This window comes from Maridesulfovibrio ferrireducens, assembly GCF_900101105.1.
GTDB lineage: Bacteria > Desulfobacterota > Desulfovibrionia > Desulfovibrionales > Desulfovibrionaceae > Maridesulfovibrio > Maridesulfovibrio ferrireducens.
On the sequence record NZ_FNGA01000005.1, the window covers coordinates 68,730 to 88,159 of the forward strand.

Genomic DNA, 19,430 nt, shown 5'->3' on the forward strand with positions numbered 1-19,430 from the left:
AAATGCCCTGTCCAAAAAAATTGGACAAGGCATTCAAGACTCTAGGCCTAAAAAGGTCTATTCGCCCTCAGCTCCGCCCTGTTTACCAGCGCCGGACATGCCGTACATGGTAGTGCTACCACTTGACCAATATACAACTTTTTCTTCCTTAACGAGTGCAGTCAGGACTTTTTTAACGTCACGACCCTTTTCATCAGGGAAAAGTTTGGTAAAATCATTGAAGTAAAATTTGCTTTTCGCCCCGGTCTTTGAAACTAGGAAGTCCATAATTACTACTTTTGCAGATTCTAGCTCGATCGCCATAATTAGCCCCTTTTTTTAAACAGGGCACGGCAAAGTGCCGTGCCCCTATATTCTCAATTCCTAGAACTTGAACTGAGTGGACTGACGCCAAGTGTAATAAGCTGGATCACGGAAATCATCGATAAGATGGGGAGTAAACTCGATACCAGTCTTTTCGAAGAAACGTTCCCAACCAATACGCTCTGCCCAGTCGCCCAGACGTTCGTACTTGTTAGCATCTGCTTTGTAGACATCCACGATTTTGCGGACAGTCTTAGTAAGTGTAGGCCAACGAGGAGGTTCGTTAGGAATAAATGCAACAACAACTTTAGAGAACTTAGGCATGCTGATACGGTTAGAAACCTTACCACCAACCATCAGAGCGATACCGTCGCCTTCCTTATCGGAAAGAGGCAGTGAAGGACACATAGTGTAGCAGTTACCACAGTACATGCAGCGCTCTTCTTTAATAGCAACAGTCTTGAATTGTTTACCGTCGATTTCGATCTTAGTAGGACGAACAGCACCGGTAGGACAAGCTGAAACTGCCAAAGGAATTTCGCAAAGGTTGTCGAGGTATTCATGGTCAATGATTGGAGGCTTGCGGTGAATACCGACAACAGCAATGTCGGAACAATGACAAGCACCACACATGTTAAGACAACAAGCAACTGCGATACGAACCATAGCAGGCATGTTATGGCCGGTGAACTCTTCGAAGAGATCATCCATGATGGCTTTAACAGTACCGGAAGCATCGGTTGCAGGTGTATGACAATGAACCCAACCCTGAGTATGAACGATGTTAGAAACACCAGCGCCTGTTCCACCTATTGGGAACTTGAAGCTGCCACCGTCAAACTTACGGGACTGAAGGTCTTTCTTAAGTGCGTCACATTTGTCCTTGGAATCAACCATGAACTCAACGTTATTACGTGTTGTGAAGCGCAAGTGACCATCACAATGAGCATCAGCGATGTCACACATTTCGCGGATAAGAGTAATACTCATAAGACGAGCAGTACCGCAACGAATTGTGTAAACTTCATCGCCTGATTCTGCTACGTGAAGCAGAATGCCTGGCTCGAGGATATCGTGGTATTTCCACTGTCCATAGTTATTTTTAAGAACCGGAGGAAGGAACTCATTAAAATCACGAGGTCCAATATCCGAGATTCTGTTTTCCATCGGCTTATCTGGATTATAGCCAGAAGATACGAACGCCATATCTGTCCTCCCGAGTTATCTCTGGTGTCTTTTTCTGTATTCGTTAACGTCACGTTCCCAAGGACCAGCAACCTCATCCGCTTTCCAGAAGATGTAAGGGTTGTGTCTAGGTTCTTGTACGTGTCTTGGATCAGCCTTGGTATTGGTAACTTCAAGAAGTTTCTGGAAGCCCATGCGACGCATGGTTTCACCAAGACGCTCACGGTTTTTACCTTCTTCCATCCACCAGTCCCAGATATTTTCAACAACATCTTTAACTTCGGTGAAAGGTTCTTCAACCTTGATGAAAGGAATCAAAAGAGAGCTGAGCTGAGGACCGTCAAGAATCGGAGCTTTAGCACCACAAAGGATGGATGCACCACGATCATTACCAATCATCAATGCACGAGGCATGGTGTTGATACAATGCATACAATGTACACATTCTTTGTCGTTGATTTCAAGCTTACCGTCAGTGTATTTAATACACTTACTTGGGCAATTATCAATAACTTCAGACTGGATATCAAACTTACCCCAGTTTCCACCGGAATGAGCGCCAGCATTAGGAGCGAATTCTCCGCCGATGTAAGCTGCAACAGCTTCCTGATCGATGCGGATTTCATCACGCCAGATACCTACAACTGAGAAGTCAGAACGAGCAAGTGCGCAAACACAGCTGTTAGGACAACCATCAAATTTAAATTTGAATTTGTAAGGGAAAGCTGGACGATGAAGTTCATCCTGGAATTCCATAGTCATGTCATAGCAAATTGCCTGTGTGTCGTAACAAGCGTACTCACAACGGGATTTACCAAGACATGCTGCAGGGGTACGCAGGTTAGAACCGGAACCACCAAGGTCAACATCAGCTTCATGAGTCAATTCGTAGAAAATTTCTTCAAGCTGAGGAGTTGTTGTTCCAAGCAGAACGATGTCACCAGTAGAACCATGCATGTTGGTCAAACCGGATCCACGCATGTCCCAAATGTCAGTGATCTGACGTAGGAAAGCAGTGGTGTAGTATTTACCTGTAGGCTGTGCCACACGGACTGTGTGGAAATGAGCTACGCCAGGAAATGCTTCAGGCTGATCACAGTAACGACCAATAACGCCGCCGCCGTAACCGAATACGCCTACGATTCCGCCATGCTTCCAATGTGTTTCACCGTCGTTGTAAGACAGTTCTAGTACGCCAAGAAGGTCTTCACAGACTTCACCGGGAATCTGATAATTCACGCCCTTCGCGTTTTTGGATCTAGAGCTGGCTTCCAGCTTCAAGTCAGACACAAAGCTAGGCCAGGGCCCGCTTTCTAGCTGGTCCAACAAGGGAGTTTTGTGTTTCGCCATTCCCTTAAACCTCCATAAAGTTTAATAGATATACCTACCAATACAATTAGGCATCCGGTTCAAACAACCGAAAATTCGGTCTAAACCCGGCTGCTTCCTCATCTTAATTCGAGACCCCTTAAATCATAACGATGCAAGGGAGGGCACGATACCCTTAAGTGAAAAAAAAAACAACCTAGCAGATGAGATAAGGAACTATTATGCCCTTTGTCAACTCAGGCAAGGTTTTAGAGTAGATAAACCTAGGCTTGCCAAGCATACCTTTATAAGCGTATTTACTCTTCTCGACGCCAGATGCGTCAGTAGCAATATTACCTACAAAAAAATTCAATAACCAGCAACATAAACTTGAAAAAGTGACCTTAAAGTTATGAAAGAATGCAAACAATGCGGCACATGTTGTCGCAAAGGCGGCCCGGCTCTTCACTCGCAGGACCTCCACCTTCTCAGTATCGAAGGCGGAATAGACCTGACTGACATAGTGACTCTAAGAATAGGCGAACTAGCTTATGATCAGCCTGAGGGCGCAGTTGTCCCATTAGCGAGTGAAATTCTAAAAATCAAAGGAGTCGGACAGGAATGGACATGCAAATTCCTGGCTCCCTCAACTCAGGCTTGTCGTATTTACAAAGATAGACCTATTGAGTGCAAGACTCTTTTTTGCGGAGATCCTGAGCCTCTTCGAAAAATGTATGACAAAGACAGAATCACCAGAAAAGATGTGCTTCCTGAAGGACATCCGGTCTTTGAAATTATCGAAGAACACGAACTTAAATGCGCTCCTCTACAATTAGCGGAACTCGCTAAAAAAATCCTTGAAAACTGGGAAAACAGCGCTGAATTACAGGTAGATCTTCTTGAAATGCTGGTTTATGACAAATCAATAAGAGATTTACTTGTTGAAAAATCAGGATTACCTGCGGATTCAATGGAATTCTTTTTCGGCAGATCACTAAACAGAGTCCTTTCAGGATTTGGAATTATCGCAACACCTAACGGTAGTTCTTTTTCACTTCGCAAAACAAAAGGGAGTGCCTAAATATGAAAGATGAACGCGGATTATATTACTATCCATCCCTCCAGACCCGAGAAACCCGCATGTATGTCAGGGAAAGCCAAAACGGTGCTGACATTGAATTCAGACTGTGGAGCAACGAAAATTCTACCATTTGGGATAAACACGAATGGCTTCCATATGATGTTATCCTTGAAGCAGCCGAAGAATATAAAGAGCGCGGTTCAGACCGCAACCCGCTGGGTCTCTACGATTTGAATGTTGCCAAGCAATTGATTAAAGAAAATAAAATTATTCACTAAACTTGCTTAGCTGTTTCGTTTTCTAAAGCAATTAAAATCCCCGGAATCATTCTATTTGCGATGATCCCGGGGATTTTGTATTAAACAGATTCGACAGTTATTCCATTCTCTTTAAGCATCGCGGCGAAAAGTCCGTCGCCAGCAATCAACTTACCACTGAAAGTTCCATCATATATCTTACCGTATCCACACGATGGAGAGCGGGATTTAAGGATTGCTTTTTTTGCACCGACCAGCTTTGCTAACCGCAAACCTTCTTCAGCGCCTTTTAAAAACTGCTCACTTACATCTATACCTAAAGTTGTAAGCACTCTGTCCCCGACAAATTCGCAACAGGGACGAGGCGTTGGCAGCCCTCCTAACTGTTCAGGGCATACGGGAATAGCCTTGCCTTGTTTCACCAGCTCAACAACAGTTTCATCAGTGCTTTCTGTACCATTATATTTACATTTAATCCCTGCAAGACAGCCGGATACAACTATCATTTCCATCACTCCATAAGCTAAAACTTGTTTGTTCAAAATCATCCAATATGCTAATAGCAATTTCATAATCATATTCCATGGTCAAGGAGGGTTCTATGACCGCTATCACTACTTCTGTTTTTGAACTTTTTAAGATCGGCCCGGGACCTTCAAGCTCACACACTATCGGCCCCATGAAAGCAGGCTTCAACTTCAATGAATCAGTTAAAGATATTCAATTAAAAAAAGATCCTACTTCAATAGAAGTGAGGCTTTACGGGAGCTTAAGTGCGACAGGTAAAGGACATGGAACTGATAGAGCCGTAATTGCGGGATTACTTGGAAACTCCCCGGACGCAGTTGATTGCGACTTTCTGGACAGCCTTGCCGACGGCACTGAACATCAATTTAAAAGCGGAAAAATTTCTCTGCCGCTCTCTATAAAAAATATTATCTTTGCCGAAGTTAAAAACGACTTTCCCTATAGTAATACTCTGTTAATACGTCTTAAAAACGGAGAAGAAATTCTTTTTGAACAAGAATATTATTCTATCGGTGGCGGTTTTATTAAATGGAAAGGTCAAAAACCTGCTCTTACACGGGCCCCCATTTATAAATACGGCAATATGGAAGAACTGAAAAAAATTCTTACAGATACGGAAAAACGTCTCCATGAAGTGATCCTTGAGAATGAAAAAGCCATTACCGAAACTTCTGAAGAAGACGTACTGGCAAAGATCGATAACCTTTTGGATATTATGAAAAAGGCCGTAGACAAAGGGCTGGCCGCAACAGGTGTTCTTCCCGGGACATTAGGACTGCACAGAAAGGCGAAAACGCTCATCACCTCCACCCCCAAAGGGTATGAAGATCCATCTAAATTTTTGATCAGGTTGAACGCTTATGCCTTTGCTGCATCCGAAGAAAATGCGGCAGGACATATTGTCGTAACAGCACCGACCTCTGGTTCAGCAGGGGTTATCCCAGCTGTAGTCTACGCCCTTGAAGAAGACGCAGGGGTAAGCCGCAACATGGTTCGCAGAGGAATGCTCGCCGCGGCAGCTGTGGGTTTTATTGCCAAACATAACGCGAGCATCGCCGGAGCTGAGGTTGGATGTCAGGGCGAAATCGGAGTTGCATCTTCAATGGCGGCAGCTCTTATCACCTACGCTGCAGGATTCAAGTTCTGGCGCACTGAGAATGCCGCTGAAACAGCTTTGGAGCACCACCTTGGAATGACGTGTGATCCTGTAGGCGGATACGTGCAAATCCCATGTATTGAAAGAAATGCCATGGGAGCAGTGAAAGCTTATAACGCATTCCTGATCGCGACCGTTGAAAACAGAAAATTCCACAAAGTAACTCTGGATGAAACAATTGCCGCCATGGCCCAAACCGGCAAAGATATGAGCAGTAAATACAAAGAAACTTCAGAAGCAGGTTTAGCTGTATCCGTCCCGAATTGCTAAAAAAAACCCCGCCATTTCTTAAGGGCGGGGTTTTTAATTACTTGTCTGAGACCTTTCGGTTTCTATTCGCCAGATAAACCCCTGAAATATTATGCCACAAGCTGAAAAGAGCTCCGGGTAAAGCACTGGCAGCGCCAAAATATTTCGTAGCCAAAGCAACCCCGAGGCCGGAATTCTGCATCCCCACTTCGATGGCAAGAGTAAGACTGTCTTGATGTGACAAGCCCGTAATCCTGCCTCCCCAGTAACCAGCAGCAAGCCCCCCGAGATTATGAAGCACAACGGCAACAAAAACCAACACAGGGAAAGTTGCCAGCATGTCATGATTAAGCCCGATAATACAAGCAATCAGCAAAGCTATAACCAAAATAGAAAGACTCGGGAATATATGTATAATCGGGTCAATTTTTTTGCGGAAAAGTTTTCTGAATACAAGCCCGTCAACAAGCGGAAAAACCACAATCCAGAATACTGATTCAACCATCGGTAAGAACGGAATTTCAATCTGTTGATTCAGCACGAGATAAATAATCGCGGGAGTGAGAATTGGTGACAGACAGGTTGAAATCAAAGTCATGGTTACGGAAAGAGCTACATTGGCTTTAGCTAGATGTGCTATAACATTAGAAGCCGTTCCGCCGGGACAAGCCCCCACCACGACCATTCCGATCACCGCCTCTTGCGGCAACCCTAACAGCGACGACAAAGTAACTGCCAGTATCGGCATAACTGCATACTGCAAGGCAACTCCAAGCCCCACAGCCTTATAATTCCTGATGGCGGAAGCAAAGTCTTTAACTTCCAGAGTAAGTCCCATGCCGAACATAATGATGCCGAGACATAAAGCTATATGCGGCTTCAACCATGTAAACAATGTTGGTTCGATATATGCGGCAGCACTGAGAGCCATCGCTAATAACAAAAAATGACGCTCAATAAGTCTGCAAATGGAATTAATCATTTTTCTCCCATACAAAACATTTATTTTTTACCCGTGCTCTATTTTAAAAAAAGCGACTGCGCAAGCTCGATTTTTTGTAATTAAATTTGGAATATTTTATAAATATGAGTTAGATTTAAGTGAGCACATGTAACCCCAAAAAATATGAATACAAACAAACTTCCAAAATTTAAATTTATTCCGGGCACGGATATAAATATTGAAAAAGATCTTTCGAAAAAATAACATTGATTCGGATTAATGAGGTTCTTGTAGGACAGGAGAAGAAACCCTTTGTCAAAAGTGACTAAAGGGAAGAAGCGGAAAGAAATATCATTGATTATTACCACAATTTAGGCCCTGACAGAGCTTGCTGCGGTAATGCTTCCTAGACTTAATTCTGCATAGATTTCAGCTCTTCAAGATACAAACGATATCTGGCAAGCAACGGAGCAAGAGCGTCGTTCATTCCCATTTTAGCAACATCCTGAATAGCCACCCCAAGTTTACGAAGAGGCTCCAGATTGAAATTTGCGGCAGCTCCTTTTAAGCTATGTCCTAACCGGCTGACTTCTTCCATGTTGCCATTTTCCAGATTTTTTTCCATCAGTTGCAATTCAGCGTATTGATGAATTACAAAATGAGGAATCAAAGATCTCACACTTTCATCAATTGTGAATATTTTTTTCTGCACATTATCTCCAAGCTTCGACTACTCTAAAACTTTAACTTCTTTCGGGAATTTTCCACCTTCTGCAACAGCCATCACCACAGAACGGATAGTCTCCCCCTTTATCGGCTTAGAAATAAACCCATCACACCCGGCATTAAAACTCTCAGACTGTGAATTACCCAAAACATGTGCCCCCAGAGCTATAATTTCAGCCCGAACTCTACCTTCTGCGTCCTCGATTTCGCGTATCTTTAATGCGGCTTTAAGACCGCTCAACACGGGAAGATCCACATCCATAAAAACAAGATCATATTGATTAGCCGCAAACAGCTGTACTGCTCTAAGTCCATCTGTAGCAGAAGCAACTTCCATTCCCGTGTCTTTTATGAAACGTTCCAGAATATTTCGATGAGCTTCGTTATCTTCTACCAAAAGAACTTTTAAAACGGGACTGATCTTACCCTGCTCCTTCCTTTCAGGGAAAATAATTCCAGAAAGACAACGGACAAGATCAACATCAAAAACAGGCTTAATCAAAACAAAATTAGCACCTTTTTCTTTTGCTTCACGACGTTCTTGTTTTGTGCAACCTGCGGAAAACATTATCGCAACGAGACCTTGAAGCCACCCTTCTTGCTGAGCCTCGAAAAGAAAATCAACTCCTGACATGTCTGGCATTTCACTATCGATAAGAATTAGATTATATAATTCATTACGATCCTTAGCTCCCTTCAGATAATCCAGCCCTTCTGCAGCATTTACTGAAACGGTTGCTGAAACACCCAGAGCCTGTAGCCTGCGAGCAAGAACTTCCCGAACCGTATTATTATCATCAATCAGTAAAGCCTTAGTTCCTGAAAAATCAACCACGCCTATATCAGGTTCATAAACAGACTTCCTGAACGGAATTGAAAAATAAAAAACGCTTCCTTTCCCCCGCTCGCTTTCAAACCAGATTTTGCCATCCATCAGTCCCGCCAGACGGGAAGCAATAGCAAGTCCAAGCCCGGTTCCACCGTACTCACGACGGGTTGAACCGTCCACCTGAACGAAACTATCAAAAATATTACTGAGTTTACCTTCAGAAATACCTATTCCTGTATCCCGGATTGTAAATAAAAGCTGATCATGATCTTCACTTGACTCTTGAAGACTGAGCCGAACTTCAACTTCCCCGCTGGAAGTAAATTTAACGGCATTAGATACAATATTCATCAGAATCTGCCGCACCCTCACGGGATCTCCGATCACCTGAGCAGGAACATTCATATCAACGTCACAAATAATCTCAATATCACGAGCATGAGCGGAATGAGCAACGCTTTTGCACACGCTCTGAACATCACGCGAAGGATTGAAAGGGACAGGAACAAGATCTATCTGACCGGACTCAATTTGAACAAAATCTAAAATATCATTGATAATTTTAAGTAAAAGTTCCCCTGAACCTCTGAAAATTTCCACATATCCCATCTGCTCAGAATCAAGACCTGTCTCAATAAGCAAGTCCCCCATTCCGAGAATAGCATTCATCGGGGTTCTTATTTCATGACTGATCATGGCAAGAAATTCACTTTTAAAGCGACTGGCCGTTTCAGCTTTTTCTTTTGCCTTCTCAAGCTCCTGAACTGCAAAAGAAAGTTCATCAAGAACTGAGGTTAAATTATTCTGAACCCGTACACGTTCTTTATTCTCCTCACTTAGCTTAATATTTGCATCACGAAGCTCTCTCGTTCGCTCAACTACCATCTCTTCCAATTCAAAATTAAGCTGAGAAAACTTATCACTCGCAGTATTAAGGGCTAAAGCAAGAGAACCAATTTCATCTGTCCGGTTCATACCGTCAAGTTTTTCAAACCTGTTCTGGCCGATGTTGACAGCCTGTTTGGACAACTTGATTATCGGAGAAATAAAAAATCTACCCAAAAAGAAATTTATACTCACTCCCGCAACAATAAGGACAGCCAAAAAAATTAAAACTAGATTACGTATGGCTACGCTAAAGCTTTTATCTACTGAATCTGTAAGCATTCCAACACGAACAAATCCGAGCAATTCTCCATCTTTTAAAATGCGTTTTTCAACATTCAAAATATTGTCGACAGATACGGAAGAAATATTTCCGTACTCACTATATATAGAGCCGTCAGGTTGATAAATAGCGCAATAATCAACTTCCGGAGCGATACAAACCCCTCGCGCCAGCTCATCCAATCGGTAAAATTTAAACTTAAAAATGGCTTCACTGCTTGCAAAAGCCACAAAGGAAACTATCCCCTCACCTCTTGAATAAAGAGCCTGAACGGAAGATTCATGATGTCGAGTTGCTGCGAAATAGCCTAAAGGGACTAAAACCACAGTCATTATCAACAACACGCCGAGGGTTATCCCATATCTTATTTTAGACAATTTAAACATTCAGATCAATGCCGCCAACTTATATCCCCGAGCAGTCAAAAACGATCTTTCCAGATACTAAATCCTGCTCCATGATTTTAAGCTCATCTCTAATCTTTTTTGAGATCAGATGCCTACTGAACTTCATATCTGTAAGTGCTACGCCACCGTTCAACAGATCATATTCCTTCACACCGGGAGTAAATTTTCTCTTCAAAACAGATACAACTTCTTGATAAACAGCTACATCAAGAAGCTTCATCATACTTGTAAGAACATTACCTTTCGCCATGTAGTCTTGATTGGAATCAACACCAACCACATAGTTTCCAGATTCCTGTGCAGCATAAATAATTCCGTTACCCGAAAGCCCGGCTACCGAATAAATAATGTCCACACCTGAAGCGTACATAGCTTTAGCCAATTCATTTCCGTGATGGGGGTCTTCAAAACCCGTTACCGAAAGACCTTTTCTAACAAATTTGACATCCACATCAACTTTTTCACCGGCAAGCTTCACGCCCTGCTTAAAGCCACACAAAAATTCCAATATAACAGGACTCTCGTTACCACCTATAAAACCAATTTTTCCAGTTTTGCTTTGCCACGCACAGAGGGCGCCAACCAGACACGACCCCATTCTCTGCCCAAAATGAAGAGAAGAAACATTGGGATAACCGGTAACAGCCACCCCATTCAAAATAAAAATAACATCTGAATGAGTCTTCACCGCTGCAACAATAAGATCACGATGAGTTGAAGCATTAATAACGATTATTTTTATTTCTTTATCAAGTAATGAATTAAGCCCCTTTGCAAAGGATTGCGCAGTAAATCCTCCGCAGCGAACTTGAACTTTAACATCATAATCACTTTGCAAACGTCTTAAACCAACAACAGTCATACAGTTAAAAGAATCATCGTCCAAGGCTGATCCGTCCGTAATAAAACCAATTACAACGGAATCGGCAAAACACGTCTCTGATACGGAGCTAAAAATAACTATCGCCCCAAATGCAACAAGAAGAAAACAAAATTTTCTAGCCCCATTCATGATATCACAGCCTTTAATAATTCTTTTATCTAAGAATGTTGCAACAACATATCTCTATCTGGAGCTATCCTCATCAGGTTCAAGCATCCCCCCAAGATCAGGTCCCAACACCCTTCCAGGCCACTTATAGAAACAATACCCATGCTTTTCAACAAACTTACGAATCTTCTGCTGTCCACCACGTGCAAAGGGAAGAGATGAAAATCCAATATGCTTTTTGGTTACATCAATATCACCGAAAAGATACATTAAATTAAAAGGTACAGCTTTTTCAGGATAAATTTCAGCAGGGACCACCAAATGCATTGCCCGTGAATTACTTCCTCTGAAAACATTAATTTTCCCGCTTATGACATCCTTCTCTTCAGCTTCATCTTTAAAGAAAGGCTCAACCAATCTTTTCAACGTGCCGTCAACCTTCGCAGCAGCCAGACCGTAATTAGTGATAGGCACCTGCTGTCTTTCACAATCACGTATACGCCTAAGCATATCAACCCGTTCTGTCATACAGGCACCACAATGAACAACCAGTTGATAACTAGAAAGATCAAGCGGAAGACCGCACCCTGTTTTTAATTCAAAAGTTACTTTCTTACCGGAATATCCTGCAATACGATCAGGAATCATCTCTTTGCTAAAATCTTCAGCCTTTGGATGATGCGGACAGGCTTCAACGATTAAAATCCTGTCACCATCTTTAAGTTGGTCAATAGCATTTGCGCCCTGAACAAGTTGCTCAAGGTTCCCCTTATGGCGGGCAAATAAAATAGGGAAAGTGGTTAAAAGAACATCCGCAGGAATAATATCCATAACCTTTTTCACTGCTTGCGAATCAGCAATAACCAATGCAGGTCGTCTTTTCTGTCCGGAAATAGTTTGAAAAAGCTCTCCTTCCTTAACAAGAACAGCAATTCCCCCGACATCAAGGATTTCACGCAAGACCTGCGATTTTGGCAGTCCGAGCCTTCCCTTAGGCGAAACCGGGTCATCTGAAATAGCACAAATTACGTAATCGCCCTTGCCTATCAGGTCACGGGCAAGAACCGGGTCCAATAAATTTTCTTCAGGAGCCAAAGCCATTATCGACTTTTTAAGCCGCTCAATCCCCCGCCCGTCAACTGTTGACGTGGCAACGAACCTGATCCCTCTTGATCCGCAAAACTCCATATCAGCAAGGCTGGGCCGCCTTATGTCAGCCTTATTAAAAACCATGACACAAGGAATTCTTCTTTCAAGCAGAAGGGTCGTAAGTTCCCGCTCTTCATCAGCAATGCCGGATTCATCCGTAACGACTACGGCGACATCTACACTGTATAAAGCCTTTTTAATCAATATTGTTTTGTCATCGCCAGGAACATGAGCATCGGTATCATAAATCGTTACCGGTCCTAACGGAGAAATCTCAGTTCTGGTCAGAGGATACATTTCATCCTCTTGAGCAACGGGGAGGACTTCATCCCCTTCAACCCCCGAAAGGGCCCGGATAATTGAAGACTTGCCTGCATTACTCCGTCCGGCAATTGCAATAGCAAGTCTGGAACCGTTATCAATTTCAGGACTCATCCTCCGACCTCCATTTCATGAAAAAAAACATTTATCACCTTTTTAAATAATAAATTTATCAACTCATTTAATATGTACTGAATAACATTTTTAAAAAAATGTTTCACCCTTCAAACAGCAGTAAAAAAATATTTTATAAACAAAATAAGTATTCTCTAAAAACAAAACTGCCCGGAAATCAAAAAAGATTTCCGGGCAGAACGAATTACATTAATCGCCTGAGTGCAATTATATTTATTTGCCGCCCTGCTTTTTTTCTATTTTTTTCCAAGTATCTCTGAGAGTTGAAGTCCTGTTAAAAACAGGCTTTTCAGGAGTGGAATCTTTATCTACACAAAAATAACCAACCCTTTCGAACTGACATCTGAATCCGGGCTCAACCTCGCCCAAAATTGGTTCAACATAACATTTAGGCAAAACTTTAAGAGAATCTGGATTAATATGATCTTTGAAATCAGATCCATCTTTGTTATCCATCGGATTTTCTCTGGTAAACAGATGTTCATATAAACGCACTTCAACTTCTTTTGCATGAGCTACAGAAACCCAGTGCAAAGTTCCTTTTACTTTTCTTCCGTCTTTGGACCAGCCGCCCCGAGTGTCAGGATCATAAGTACAGCGCAGTTCTACCACTTCGCCGTTTTCGTCCTTAATAACATCAGTGCACTTTACATAGTAGGCATAGCGGAGACGAACTTCACGCCCCGGAGCAAGCCTGAAAAACTTTTTCGGAGCATCTTCCATGAAATCATCGCGTTCAATATAAAGAACCTTCGAGAAAGGAACCATGCGTGTTCCGGCTTCCGGATCTTCGGGATTGTTCTGAAATTCAAACTCTTCGGTTTTATCTTCAGGATAATTCTCAATAACCACTTTAAGAGGGTTGATAACTCCCATATAACGCGAAGAATGAGCATTGAGATCTTCACGGACAGAAAACTCAAGAAGAGCAAAATCAACCATATTGGTTGCCTTTGCTACACCGATACGCTCGCAGAAATTACGAATAGCAACTGGAGAATATCCGCGCCTTCTCATACCGGAAATAGTAGACATTCTCGGATCATCCCAGCCGGAAACGTATCCTTCTTCAACAAGCTGAATCAGACGGCGCTTACTCATTACAGTATAACTGAGGTTCAGCCTTGCAAACTCAATCTGCTGAGGTCTGTATATGCCGAGATTCTCAAGAACCCAATTATATAAAGGACGGTTATTTTCAAATTCCAGTGTACAAACAGAATGAGTAATCTTCTCAATTGAATCAGAAATACAATGCGTAAAATCATACATGGGATAGATGCACCACTTATCGCCGGTGCGATGATGATCCACCTTTCTGATTCTGTATAAAGCTGGATCACGCATTATCATATTAGGTGAAGCCATATCGATTTTTGCGCGAAGCAAATGTTCACCATTTGCAAACTCACCATTTTTCATCCGCTCAAAAAGATCCAAATTTTCGTCGATCGAACGTGTACGGTATGGACTGTCTTTGCCCGGTTCGGTCAGAGTACCGCGATATTCACGGGTTTCTTCCGCACTGAGACTATCTACATATGCCTTGCCGTCTTTAATCAGCTGCACTGCAAAATCATACAACTGCCCGAAATAATCTGACGAATAATAAAGCCGCTCTTCCCAATCAAAACCCAGCCAGCGGACATCATCTTTAATTGACTCTACATACTCGACTTCTTCTTTTGCCGGGTTAGTGTCGTCGAACCGGAGATTGCATGTTCCGCCAAAATTCTTGGCCAGTCCGAAATTCAGACAGATAGATTTAGCATGCCCGATATGAAGATATCCATTCGGCTCAGGAGGAAAACGAGTCGCAACTCTTCCGTCATACTTTCCAGTTTCATTATCCTTCTCAATAATAGCTGCAATGAAGTTTTTCGGACCTGTGGACTCGGTAATATTATCTGACATCGATTTATATCCTTAAATGAACATTATTTATTTTTTACATATAAATTTTGAACCATGCGCAAAAACGCTCAGTCCCATCATATTCTGAAATATTCAACTACTTAAATTTGAGCAGACGGTCAAACCTGCTCCACATGAAAGAAACCATTAAAATTTCAGCATTAATTGACAAAATACTCATCAACGGCATAGAAAAAAGATTCACTTAAACTAATTTTCAGTTTAGATTCAAACCCCTTTGAACAGCAAAGAGTTACTCAGTTTACAAAAAATAACCTCGTAAGAGGTTTATCCGCAAAAATATAATTTATGGACATAGCTAAAATAAAGCACTCATTTTTTATTGCCAAAAGGGTAAAAATACTTTTACTTCTTGAGTTATAATTATATTAAAACAAAAAGCAAACATTGCCTTCCGTTAATTGCGAGGCAATTTCATAGTAATTCAATATCACTATTTATTTTTTTTAAATAAGAACTTTTTTAAGGAGTCTTGTAATGAACGTTGAACTGGCAAAGCCATTCATAAAAGCAACCATAGATATTCTCTCTATGATGGCTATGGTCACCCCAAAGGCCGGAAAGCCCTTTGTAAAAAAAGGAAACATTGCTTCTGGAGACGTGACTGGAGTTGTTGGATTTACAGGGAATGTAAACGGAAGCATCTCTATCTCATTCGAAAAAAAATGTGCAGTTCAGATAGTAAAAAACATGCTTGGAGACGATATTCAAGATCTCATGCAGGATGTCAAAGACGCTGTGGGTGAAATAACCAACATGGTTTCAGGGCAGGCAAGAGCGGGTTTAACCGAACAAGGCTACAAACTTCAGGGCTCAACCCCGACCGTTATCATAGGTGACAATCATACTATCACACATGTAACATCCTCGGCTGTTATGGCTATCCCCTTCACAACCGATAACGGCAAGTTCACAATTGAATTCTGCTTTGAATAGAAAAGTGAAAAAGCCCGGATTTCTTTTCGGGCTTTATAAAACATATCTGCCCTATTAAGATCATATCAATCCATCAGGAGCGAGCTGCACCTTCACCAGATTACGCCCGGCATCCTTTGCGGCATAAAGACCAAGGTCAGCCGCCTTTAGCAGATGCTCCAAGGTACATATTTGTTCATTCACAGTAGCGACACCAATACTCACAGTTATGGTAAGGGCTCCAGAACGTGTCTGCATTTTAGCTTGTTCAATCTCATTTCTGATTCTTTCAGCAACCAGAACAGCTCCGTCAATATCTGTATCCGGCAAAAGTATGGAGAATTCTTCTCCGCCAATTCTACCGAACACATCTACATTTCGCAAAACTTTAAGCCCGACGACAGACAAAGCTTTCAAAACATCATCCCCGGCATCATGCCCATAGGTGTCATTAACTTTTTTAAAGAAATCAATATCCAGCATCAACAACGATAAACTTCTGTTGTATCTTCGAGCTTTTTCAAGTTCTTCCTCGGATCTTTCCATAAAAAACCGACGATTGCTTAACCCTGTCAAAGGATCAGTTGTGGCAAGCTTGCGCAACGCATCTTCGGCTTCTTTACGCTCCGTAACATCTCTGATTGTCCCGACAACCCACCAACTGTTATCTCTTCGCAAAGGTGATAATAGAACTTCCGCAGGAAAAACATTCCCATCTTTTCGCCGTACATTTACAGTAAAAGAACCATACGAAGAAAATAACCTGCTTTGACCTTCTTTTTCCTCATAAGAAACGTTTAAATCATCAACGTTGTCTTCAAGCCACACGCAAGCCCGCAAGTCTTTGCCCATCATTTCAGCAGATGAAAAACCGAAAATCTTTTCAGCAGCCGGATTCCAAAAATGAACAAGGCCTTTATCATCCATAAGTATAAGAGCATCCTGAACGGAATCACTTATGCTCTGAAGCATATCTTCTCTATCCTGTAAATCCTGCAAAGCTTTTCTCTGAGCTGTTATATCAGAAGTCGCTCCTCGAAATCCGGTAACATTTCCAGCTTCATCAAGAACAGGAACACCGTTAAACTCCAGCCACAGCTTATGACCATCACGATTAACAAATTTAGACACCAAAGAATTAAAATTTCTGCCTTCCTGAGCTGCATCAAGAAACTCTTTTCTAACTTCCCACGAAGACTCTTCGTCAACAAAATCAAACGGGGATTTGCCGACCAGCTCTTCAGCGCTATATCCCAAAATATTCTCTGCCCGGCCGGTTACAAAAATAAAACTTCCATCCGGTCCGGTTTCCCATATAAATTCACCGGCAGCATCGGTAATATCCAGAAATCTTTTTTCACTTTCTTTCAAGGCATTGCTTATACTATCTTTTTCAATGGAAAAAAGAGTTCTGCGCCAAAACAGAAAGCCGCTCCAAAGAAATAAAATTATAATCAAAAAAACAGTAATTTTGTTCTGCGGAACAAATAGTTTTTCAGACGGAACATAAGTAATAATTTTCCAGTGTTCATTGAAACTTACATCTGAATCACGCAACGCTGGTGGTGCTCCCTCGTATACTGATTTATATGTATAAAGACCATTGGAACCAAAAAATTGCCCTGCTGAAGCTGACGAAATTATTTCCCATTCAGCAGGAAACTGATCTTTCAACAAAGCCCCCTGCTTTCCAAAAACAAATCTCCAATTATAATCTTCGTCTGGACCTATAATCCATTGCCCTGAACTATTAATAAGGAAAATTTCCCCGAAAGACTCCGCTGCAGGCGCTTCAAGCATCCTGATCAAAAACTTCCCGGAATAGTTAATCGCAACAACCCCGAGTTCGGCACCATCCGGCCCAAATACTTTTTTCAGAAACCTTATAACAGGGATATGCGGAACCTCAATTTCCCCATGCTCTGTATTAAGATCAAAACTTGAAATATATACGCCTTTTTCCAAATTCAAAGCGTCTTTAACATATTCACGATCGCTTTTATTCTGCAAAAAATCGCCATAAAGACGTTCCGCAACATTGTTTTTAATATTAACGCGGACTAACTCTCTCCCTTCCTTAGAAATGTATCGTAACTGAAGGCAAATATCCCTTTGCTCTCCAAAAGCAGCGAACATATCCGCAACATCGTCAAGTTTTGCAGCCGAATCGCCGCCTTGATTCAAACGTCTTTCCAATAAACTGCAAACAATACCAACATCCTCAACACCAGCTTCAAGCCAAAAACTAAACTCTTTGCAACTATTCTTAACTAGATTTGTTTCATGTTCTTTAATATGATCAACATACTGTTTTTTCTGAGTAAACATCACCCCAATTGCCACAGCTAAAATAATAACCGCAACAAGAATATATCTTTTAAAAAATAGTTTTAATGCGTTACGGCTATTTTTTGAACTCATAATAATCAGACTCTCTCAGCAATTGGTACACCAGGCAAACATATAGCTTCAAACACAGGTCCATACTGACTATCAATCGATTTGGAATAATTGGGCAAGTTACATATATTTCACACTCAATTACTATTATATCATTTTCGAATCATCCTCAACACAAGCTGAAGGTGTTCGCATTCTTTGCGCTGTTCTGACCGAAACACCAAATCGTTCGGCAACTTGAGAAGGAGTTGCCCCCCGTTCAAAAGCCTGCTTTACCCGCTCGCGAACCCTGATTTTCTGTAATTCTTCAATATTAGGAACCGAAACCCTTGTTCCACCCCAGTAATATATTATTCTCTCAGCTCCTTCATGTCCTAAAACTCTTATAAGTCCTTCTACAGACATAACCCTCTTATCATTTAAATCCGGAAAATCTAAACTATTCGAACCGAACCCCAATATCATAAGACCTCCCCAGGAATCACGAACATCAAAAAACAGTTTACAAAAGAGACTTCAACAACAGCAACAAGAGTGTAGATATTAACAACTTGATTTTTTAGCAAGCCATTTTGTAAATAATATTTACCAGTTGGTAAATATTATTTACAAAAATCCAACAAACAAGCTTTAAGTAATAATTTAAAAGAGGACATTTTTAGATAAATAACATACATAATACCAATAAGGAGAGAATATGAGTTTTTATTTTGATCTTGTTGAAGGGATGAAAAACATGATTGGTCATAACAAAAAATATGCAAACCCAACTCAGATGGCTAAAGCCTGCGGAGTCGCTCCTAATCAAATCATTCGCTACATCAATCAAGAAAGAGGAAAATATATACAAGTTCTTGCAAAAGTTCTGGATACAATTGGCGCAAAAATAATATTCCCGACAGATGACGCAAATAATGACATGGATAAATTTCACCATGTGCCTAAAGTTCTTGCACGTCCGAGCGGTGGAGGCGGAAGTTTACAGACCGACGATACCGTGGAAGACACCTATGCTTTCAAACTTGACTGGTTAAACAAAAAAGGAAGGCCTGAATGCATGAAATTAATGGCAGTAACAGGTGAATCAATGGCCCCCCGAATAGAAGACGGTGACCATATATTAGTCGATGAATCTCAAAAAGACTTATACGAAGGACGTATTTACGTTGTTCGTATTGATCAGGAAATTGTTGTAAAAAGAATTGCTAAAGAACCGGGCAAAATACTTCTCATGTCAGACAATCCTGATGCTCAGCCCAAAAGGATTGAGATTGATTTAAAAGACCAGTCTCTCAGTTGGGAACCAATCGGAAGAGTCCTATATGTATCCAAAGATTTAAGATAAAAAAAAGAGACAGGATTTTCAAAAAAAACACCGCTCTGCTGTTGACAGTTTTCAATAATGTCTTACTTAGATTCAATCCGTTTAGACCTTATTTTATTC

Annotated in this window: 17 protein-coding genes; 5 read left to right on the top strand and 12 right to left on the bottom strand. The window is 41.5% G+C overall.

Annotated features, from left to right (window positions below; genetic code table 11):
- Positions 1-57: 57 nt before the first annotated feature.
- From BLT41_RS17705 to dsrA, 3 genes are read right to left on the bottom strand one after another with little or no spacing between them, the layout of a single operon-like run.
- Positions 58-303, bottom strand: coding sequence for a dissimilatory sulfite reductase D family protein (locus tag BLT41_RS17705; RefSeq protein ID WP_092162582.1), 246 nt, complete (start codon positions 301-303; stop codon positions 58-60).
- A gap of 60 nt (positions 304-363) precedes the next feature.
- The gene (dsrB, locus tag BLT41_RS14920; RefSeq protein ID WP_092162589.1) at positions 364-1,509 is read right to left on the bottom strand and encodes a dissimilatory-type sulfite reductase subunit beta; all 1,146 of its coding nucleotides are present in this window, start codon (positions 1,507-1,509) and stop codon (positions 364-366) included.
- A 15-nt stretch (positions 1,510-1,524) separates the two neighbouring features.
- Positions 1,525-2,838, bottom strand: a complete 1,314-nt coding sequence (gene dsrA / locus BLT41_RS14925; protein WP_092162590.1) for a dissimilatory-type sulfite reductase subunit alpha — start codon at positions 2,836-2,838, stop codon at positions 1,525-1,527.
- Positions 2,839-3,208: 370 nt separating this feature from the next.
- Between dsrA and BLT41_RS14930 the strand changes: the two genes are divergently transcribed.
- Together BLT41_RS14930 and BLT41_RS14935 are read left to right on the top strand one after the other, a co-directional pair.
- The gene (locus BLT41_RS14930; RefSeq protein WP_092162591.1) at positions 3,209-3,877 is read left to right on the top strand and encodes a YkgJ family cysteine cluster protein; all 669 of its coding nucleotides are present in this window, start codon (positions 3,209-3,211) and stop codon (positions 3,875-3,877) included.
- Between the two features lie 2 nt (positions 3,878-3,879).
- Positions 3,880-4,155, top strand: coding sequence for a hypothetical protein (locus BLT41_RS14935; RefSeq protein ID WP_092162592.1), 276 nt, complete (start codon positions 3,880-3,882; stop codon positions 4,153-4,155).
- Between the two features lie 80 nt (positions 4,156-4,235).
- On the opposite strand, the gene BLT41_RS14940 is transcribed toward BLT41_RS14935, so the two are convergent.
- A complete protein-coding gene (locus BLT41_RS14940; protein ID WP_092162976.1) occupies positions 4,236-4,640 on the bottom strand; it encodes a 2-thiouracil desulfurase family protein in 405 nt (134 codons plus the stop codon).
- 95 nt (positions 4,641-4,735) lie between these two features.
- On the opposite strand from BLT41_RS14940, the gene BLT41_RS14945 reads away from it, so the two are divergent.
- The gene (locus tag BLT41_RS14945) at positions 4,736-6,088 is read left to right on the top strand and encodes an L-serine ammonia-lyase (protein WP_092162593.1); all 1,353 of its coding nucleotides are present in this window, start codon (positions 4,736-4,738) and stop codon (positions 6,086-6,088) included.
- A gap of 37 nt (positions 6,089-6,125) precedes the next feature.
- Here BLT41_RS14945 and BLT41_RS14950 read toward each other — a convergent pair whose 3' ends face one another.
- The 6 genes from BLT41_RS14950 to BLT41_RS14975 form a co-directional block, all read right to left on the bottom strand.
- On the bottom strand, positions 6,126-7,049 hold the full coding sequence (locus BLT41_RS14950) for a bile acid:sodium symporter family protein (protein WP_092162594.1): 924 nt from the start codon (positions 7,047-7,049) through the stop codon (positions 6,126-6,128).
- A gap of 373 nt (positions 7,050-7,422) precedes the next feature.
- Complete coding sequence (locus tag BLT41_RS14955; RefSeq protein WP_244512300.1) at positions 7,423-7,722, bottom strand: Hpt domain-containing protein; 300 nt, start codon at positions 7,720-7,722, stop codon at positions 7,423-7,425.
- 18 nt (positions 7,723-7,740) lie between these two features.
- On the bottom strand, positions 7,741-10,065 hold the full coding sequence (locus tag BLT41_RS14960; RefSeq protein ID WP_244512301.1) for a response regulator: 2,325 nt from the start codon (positions 10,063-10,065) through the stop codon (positions 7,741-7,743).
- A 73-nt stretch (positions 10,066-10,138) separates the two neighbouring features.
- Positions 10,139-11,152, bottom strand: coding sequence for a BMP family lipoprotein (locus BLT41_RS14965; RefSeq protein ID WP_092162596.1), 1,014 nt, complete (start codon positions 11,150-11,152; stop codon positions 10,139-10,141).
- A 54-nt stretch (positions 11,153-11,206) separates the two neighbouring features.
- On the bottom strand, positions 11,207-12,715 hold the full coding sequence (gene hydF, locus BLT41_RS14970) for a [FeFe] hydrogenase H-cluster maturation GTPase HydF (RefSeq protein ID WP_092162597.1): 1,509 nt from the start codon (positions 12,713-12,715) through the stop codon (positions 11,207-11,209).
- A gap of 234 nt (positions 12,716-12,949) precedes the next feature.
- Positions 12,950-14,650: a glutamine--tRNA ligase/YqeY domain fusion protein gene (locus BLT41_RS14975; protein WP_092162598.1), complete on the bottom strand. Its 1,701-nt coding sequence runs from the start codon at positions 14,648-14,650 to the stop codon at positions 12,950-12,952.
- A gap of 498 nt (positions 14,651-15,148) precedes the next feature.
- On the opposite strand from BLT41_RS14975, the gene BLT41_RS14980 reads away from it, so the two are divergent.
- Positions 15,149-15,607 (top strand): chemotaxis protein CheX, encoded by a 459-nt coding sequence (locus BLT41_RS14980; protein ID WP_092162599.1) that lies wholly within the window; start codon positions 15,149-15,151, stop codon positions 15,605-15,607.
- Between the two features lie 60 nt (positions 15,608-15,667).
- On the opposite strand, the gene BLT41_RS14985 is transcribed toward BLT41_RS14980, so the two are convergent.
- Positions 15,668-18,007, bottom strand: coding sequence for a sensor domain-containing diguanylate cyclase (locus BLT41_RS14985; RefSeq protein WP_092162600.1), 2,340 nt, complete (start codon positions 18,005-18,007; stop codon positions 15,668-15,670).
- Between the two features lie 126 nt (positions 18,008-18,133).
- Positions 18,134-18,451 carry a helix-turn-helix domain-containing protein gene (locus BLT41_RS14990; RefSeq protein ID WP_092162601.1) on the bottom strand — a complete coding sequence of 106 codons (318 nt, stop codon included), beginning with the start codon at positions 18,449-18,451 and terminating at the stop codon, positions 18,134-18,136.
- Positions 18,452-18,683: 232 nt separating this feature from the next.
- On the opposite strand from BLT41_RS14990, the gene BLT41_RS14995 reads away from it, so the two are divergent.
- Positions 18,684-19,331 carry a S24 family peptidase gene (locus BLT41_RS14995; RefSeq protein WP_092162602.1) on the top strand — a complete coding sequence of 216 codons (648 nt, stop codon included), beginning with the start codon at positions 18,684-18,686 and terminating at the stop codon, positions 19,329-19,331.
- Positions 19,332-19,430 lie beyond the last annotated feature (99 nt).